The sequence below is a fragment of the Micromonospora sp. NPDC049580 genome (assembly GCF_040675595.1).
Taxonomy (GTDB): Bacteria; Actinomycetota; Actinomycetes; order Mycobacteriales; family Micromonosporaceae; genus Micromonospora.
Genome location: NZ_JBFAPG010000400.1, coordinates 1 through 5856, shown reverse-complemented (window position 1 = coordinate 5856; position 5856 = coordinate 1). Strand labels below are relative to the sequence as shown.

Annotated in this window: 4 protein-coding genes and 1 pseudogene; all 5 read left to right on the top strand. The window is 76.6% G+C overall.

Features of this window, described 5'->3' with window-relative positions:
- Positions 1-457: copper transporter (locus AB0J68_RS25170; RefSeq protein ID WP_363940644.1), on the top strand; the 457-nt coding region annotated here is incomplete at its 5' end.
- Between the two features lie 73 nt (positions 458-530).
- Positions 531-1397: a hypothetical protein gene (locus AB0J68_RS25165; RefSeq protein WP_354861632.1), complete on the top strand. Its 867-nt coding sequence runs from the start codon at positions 531-533 to the stop codon at positions 1395-1397.
- A 1-nt stretch (position 1398) separates the two neighbouring features.
- Entirely contained in the window at positions 1399-3093 is a 1695-nt protein-coding gene (locus tag AB0J68_RS25160) for a lipid II flippase MurJ (protein ID WP_363940643.1), read from the top strand.
- A gap of 31 nt (positions 3094-3124) precedes the next feature.
- Complete coding sequence (locus AB0J68_RS25155; protein ID WP_363940642.1) at positions 3125-4282, top strand: glycosyltransferase family 4 protein; 1158 nt, start codon at positions 3125-3127, stop codon at positions 4280-4282.
- Positions 4282-5856 (top strand): annotated as a pseudogene (locus AB0J68_RS25150) (hypothetical protein); the annotation flags it as partial. The gene AB0J68_RS25155 and the pseudogene AB0J68_RS25150, both read left to right, overlap by 1 nt.

The window sequence follows — 5856 nt, the reverse complement described above, 5'->3', positions numbered from 1 at the left end:
GGCCAGCGTCCTGCTGGACCGGGCGCAGGGCACCCCGCCGGTCGGCGACGCCGACCGGCGGGCGGTGCTCGCCGCGTACAACAACGCCGGCTACCTGACCACCGACAACAACAAGGTCACCGGGCCGGCCGAGGCCGTCGTCGTGGTCAGCGGGCAGCCGTACGTCGACAAGGACTCCGAGAAGCGGGACGAGTCGGTCGTCAAGATCGCCGAACAGTTCGACCGGACCGGGTCGATCGTGGTGGGCGGCAACGGCTCCGCCGGTGGCAACGTGGTGTCCGTGGTCCGCGGTGACCCGGTGCTGTCGCAGACCATCTCCACGGTCGACAACGCCAACACCGTGCAGGGCCAGCTGGTCACCAGCCTCGCCCTGGTGCAGCAGCTCACCGAGAAGAAGGCCGGCCAGTACGGCGTCGGCGACAATGCCGCGTCCCTGCTGCCTAGACTGCCCCAGTGAGCGAACGACGTACCCCGGTGTCCGGAACCGACGCGCCTGAGCGGGCGACCCTGCGCCCGAGCGAGGTGGCGGCGTGAGGATGCTGGGCCGGCTGCTGATCGCCGGGGCCGGTGCCGCCGCCGCCCGGTACGCCCTCCGCGAGGTGCGGACCGCCCCGGTGGGTCCCACGCTGGAGCGCACCAACTTCCGGGGCCGGACGGTGACCCTGGCGGCCGGGCCGGCGCTCGCCGCCGGTGCGACAGCCGCGGGCGTGTTCGGCGCCACCAGCGCCGCCTCCGGTGGCGCCGCCCTGGTCGCCGGCCTCGGCGCCGGCGGTGTCGGGCTCTACGACGACGTGGTCGGAGCACGTCCGGAGCAGAAGACGGCCAAGGGCTTCGCCGGGCACCTCGCCGCGCTGCGCGAGGGACGCGTCACCGCCGGGCTGGTCAAGATCATCGGGGTGGGCGCCGCCGGGCTGGGCGCGGCCGCGCTGCTCGCCGCCGACCCGCGGGTCGCCGCGCACCCGCGCCGGAAGCGCCACGGCGCCGTCGGCCGGGGGGTCGACGTGCTGCTCGGCGCCGGGGTGATCGCCGGCACCGCCAACCTGCTCAACCTGCTCGACCTGCGGCCCGGCCGGGCCATCAAGTCCGGGCTGCTGCTGGGCGTGCCGCTGGCCGGTGGCCCGCACGGCGGGATCGCGGCCGGCGCGGCCGGCGCCGCCGCCGGCCTGCTCCGCGACGACCTGTCCGAGGACGTCATGCTCGGCGACAGCGGCGCGAACGCGCTCGGCGCCCTGCTCGGCGTCGCGCTCGCCGCCCGCAGTGGCCCGCTCGGTCGGGCCGGTCTGCTGGCCGTGCTCGCCGGGCTCACCGCCGCCAGCGAGAAGGTCAGCTTCACGGCGGTGATCCAGCGAACCCCGGGCCTGCGGCAGCTCGACGCACTGGGCCGACGCGCCGACTGACGTGACCAGACCGGCACCCCTCGCCGGCGCCGGCCGGCTGGCCGGGGCAGCCGCGCTCATCGCCGTCCTCACCGTGCTCAGCCGGCTCGCTGGCTTCGGCCGTACCGCCGTGTTCACGTGGAGCCTCGCCCCGACCGACCTGGGCGGCGCCTACGTGGTGGCCAACGCGGTGCCGAACTTCATCTTCGAGATCGTCGCCGGTGGCGCGCTGGCCAGCCTCGTCGTACCGCTGCTGGCCGGGGCGGTCGAGGCCGGCGACCGCACGGCGGTCGCCCGGACCACCGGCGCGCTGCTGACCTGGACGCTTGCCCTGCTGGTGCCGCTCGCGCTGGTCGTGGTGCTCTTCGCCGGCCCGGTGGTCGAGTCGCTGGGCCACCACCTGACCGACGCCCAGCAGCAGAGCGGCGTACGGATGCTGCGCGTCTTCGCGCCGCAGCTACCGCTGTACGGCGTCGGCATCGTGCTCACCGGGGTGCTCCAGGCGCACCGGCGCTTCGCCTGGCCGGTGCTCGCCCCACTGCTGTCCAGCCTCACCGTGATCGTCGTCTACCTGGGGTTCACCGCCACCCAGGGCCGGTACGCCACAGTCGCCGGGGTGAGCCCCGGCGGCGAGCTGCTGCTCTCCGCCGGCACCACCCTGGGCGTGGTGACGCTGTCGCTGTCGCTGCTCGTCCCGGTGCGCCGGCTGCGCCTGGGGTTGCGGCCCGGGTTCGGGTTCCCCGCCGACGCGCGGGCCCGGGTCGGCGCGTTGGCGGTGGCGGGCGCGGTCACCGTCACCACGCAGCAGATCGCCCTGATCGTCAGCCTGAACCAGGTCACCGCGGGCGCGCGCAGCAACCCGGGCGTCTACAACCTGGCGCAGACCGTCTACCTGCTGCCGTGGGCGGTGCTCGCGGTGCCGCTGGCCGTGGCGGCCTATCCGACGCTCGCGGCGGCGCGGTCGGCCGGCAACGAGGACGGCTACCGGGCGACCCTGGCGCCGGCCGTGCGCGGGGTGCTGCTGTTCAGTTGCCTCGGCGCGGCCGCGCTGGTCGGGACCGCGGGGCCCGTCGGGCACTTCTTCTTCCCCGCGTCCACCGCGCCGACCGCCGCCGCCGCGATCATCGGGTACGCCCCGGGCCTGGTCGGCTACGGCCTCTTCGCGATCCTCACCCGGGCGCTCTACGCGCGCGGGGAGACCCGGGCGGCGACCGCCGCGACCGCCGTCGGCTTCCTGGTGGTGCCGCCCGTCGTCCTGCTGCTCGGTGCGATCCTGCCGTTGACCGACCGGGTGCTCGCCGTGACGTCCGCCAACTCGGTGGGCATGGTGGTGCTCGGCGTGTTGCTCGTCACGGCGGTGCTGCGCAGCGCCGGCCGGCCGGCGCTTGCCGGCGCGGCGCGCGCCGGTGCGGCCGGTGGCCTCGCCGGGCTGCTCGCCGCGCTCGCCGGGCTGGGCGTGAGCCGCTGGCTCGACAGGCTGGACGGCGGCACCCCGACGACGGCCGCGGCACTCGGTCAGGGCATGCTGTCCGGGGTCTTGGTCGGTGTCGTGTTCCTCGTCGTGGTCTGGTTCGTCGACCGGCGGGACGTACGGCCGCTACTGACCGGGGTGGTACGCCGCCTCGGCCGGCGAGGGCCGCGGGGCCGGGCCGGCACGTCGACGCCGGGCGCGGTCCCCCCGGAGCGGGGCGACGGGAAGGAGACGGCGGTTCGGTGAGCGTTGTCAACACCAACCGGCGGTGGCCGGCATGACGGAGACAAACGGCTGGTCGGGCTCCGTGGCGCTGCTGCTGGCTTCCAGCACCGGCGGGGTCGGCCAGCACGTCCGCTCGGTGGCGCGCGGGCTCGTCGCGGCCGGTGCCACCGTGCTCGTCTGTGGGCCGGCGGCCACGCAGGAGCAGTTCGACTTCACCGGCGTCGGCGCGCGTTTTGAGCCGGTGGAGATCCCGGCCAGCCCGACCCCCGCCGACGCGCGGGCGGTGCTCGCCCTGCGGCGGGCGCTCGCCGCGGCCCGCGTCGACGTGGTGCACGCGCACGGCCTGCGCGCCGGTCTCGTCGCCGTGCTGGCCCGTCCGTCCGCCCCGCTGATCGTGACCTGGCACAACGCGGTCCTCGTGGGCGGCCTGCGCGGCGGGGCCTCGCGGCTCGTCGAGCGGGTGGTCGCCCGGGGCGTCCGGGTGGCGCTCGGCGCCTCCACCGATCTGGTCGAGCGGGCCGCCGCGCTGGGTGCCGCCGACGCCCGACTCGCCCCGGTCGCCGCCCCGACGCTGCCCGCGCCGCGTCGACGCCGCGCCGCCGTGCGCGCCGAGTTCGGCGTACGACCGGAGCAGCCGTTGCTCGTCTCGGTGGGGCGGCTGCACCCGCAGAAGCGCTACGACGTGCTGATCGACGCGGCCGCCCGCTGGCGTACGCGTACCCCGCCGCCGGTCGTGGTGATCGCCGGGAGTGGCCCGGCGTACCTGCCGCTGGCCGCGCGGACCTCGGCAGCCCGAGCCCCGGTGACCCTGCTGGGGCACCGCACCGACGTGGCCGACCTGCTCGCCGGCGCCGACCTCGCGGTGGTCACCAGCGACTGGGAGGCCCGGCAGTTGTTCGCCCAGGAGGCGATGCGGGCCGGCGTGCCGCTGGTGGCGACCGCGGTGGGTGGCCTGCCGGAGCTGGTCGGCGATGCCGCCGCGCTGGTCCCCGCCGGTGACGTGGACGCGGTCGACGCGGCGGTGCGCGCGCTGCTGGACGACCCGGAGGCCCGGGCCGAGCTGGGCCGGCGCGGCGCCGAGCGGGCGGCGACGTGGCCCACCGAGGCGGACACGGTGGCCGTGCTGGCGGCCCTCTACGCCGAACTGACCGCCCGTTCGACTCCTCCGGCGGCCCCCGGCTCCGACGCGCCGATGACGGGACACCGGTGATGCTGCGTCGACTCGCTCCCGCCCTGTTGACCGTGCTCGTGGTGGTGTTGGGCGTCACCGCGCTGTCCGCCCGGCCACCCCAGGGCACCCCGCAGCGCACCGCCGACTTCGTGGTGCTCGCCGGGATCGCCGGGCTGCGCTGGGAGGACGTCGACCAGCAGAGCACCCCGACGCTGTGGCGGATGGCCCGGGACGGCTCGATCGGCTCCCTGTCGGTGCGGTCCGCGCACCGGCCCACCTGCCCGGTCGACGGGTGGCTGACCCTCGGCGCGGGGAGCTTCGCCGCGTGGAACGGCACCCGGCCCGACGGCGGCTGCCCGCCCGCCGGCGTGGCCGTGGAGCAACCGGACGGGATCGGCGCGAACCTGCCCGACCAGGAGAGCGTGGTCCAGTACAACCAGCAGCGGCTGCCCTGGGGCACCATGCCTGGGTCGCTGTCGGAGTCGGTGCGCTGCTCGGTCGCCGTGGGTCCGGGCGCCGCCGTGGCCGCCGCCCGCCCGTTCGGCCGGGTCGACAGGTACGCCGCGGGGCTGCCGGCCGATCCGCGCCGGCTGCTCGGCTCGTGCGTGCTGAGCATCGTCGACCTCGGCACGGTCGAGGGGACCGACCCGGTGGCGCGTGCCGAGCAGGCGCGGGCCGCCGACGCCCAGTTGGCCCGGGTCCTGGCCGCCCGGCCGGAGCGGTCGCTGGTGTTGGTGGCCGGAATCTCCGACACCGAGCAGCCGTCGCGGCTGCACGTGGTGGTCGCGGACGGGCCGGGCTGGGAGCGGGGTTGGCTCACCTCGGCCAGCACCGGCCGCGACGGTTACCTGCAACTTGTCGACCTCGCGCCGACGGCGTTGACCGCGCTGGGACGGCCGATGCCGGAGCGGTTGTTCCTCGGCCGGCCGGCGGTCAGCACCGGCGGCCGCCCGTCCGACCTGGCGGAGGCGATCAACGCGCCGGCGGACGCCGACCGGGAGGCGACGGCCCAGCGGGCCGTCTCCGGCCGGTTCTTCGCCCTGCTCGCCGGGCTTCAGGTGCTGCTGGCCCTGGCGGTGCTGCCGTTGCTGCGCCGGGCCCGACCACACGCCGGCCCGGCCGGCCCGACCCCGGTCTCCGCCCGCGTCGTGGCGGTGGTGGAGTTGCTGCTGGTGGCGGCCGCGTTGGCCGTTCCGGCCGCGTTGCTCGCCGACGCCGTGCCCTGGTGGCGGGGCGAACACCCCGGATGGATCTTCGGCGCGGTCACCGCGCTGCTGGTCGCGGGGGGCACCGCGGCGGTCCGGTTCGCCCCCGGGTACGCGAACACGCTCGGCCCGTTCGGCGCGGTGGCCGGCCTCACGACCCTGACCGTCGGGCTGGACGTGCTCACCGGGTCGAGCCTGCAGCTCAACAGCGTGGTCGGCTACTCGGCGTTGCAGGGTGGCCGGTACGCCGGGCTGAGCACCGTCGGGCTGGGAGTGTTCCTCGCCGGCGCGCTGGTGACCGGCGGGTGGTTCGGCCAGCGGGTGCACCGCCGCTGGCGGCCGGCCGTGATGGTCGCCGTGGGCGGTCTCGCCGTGGTGGTGGTCGGCAGCCCGTACCTGGGCGCCGAC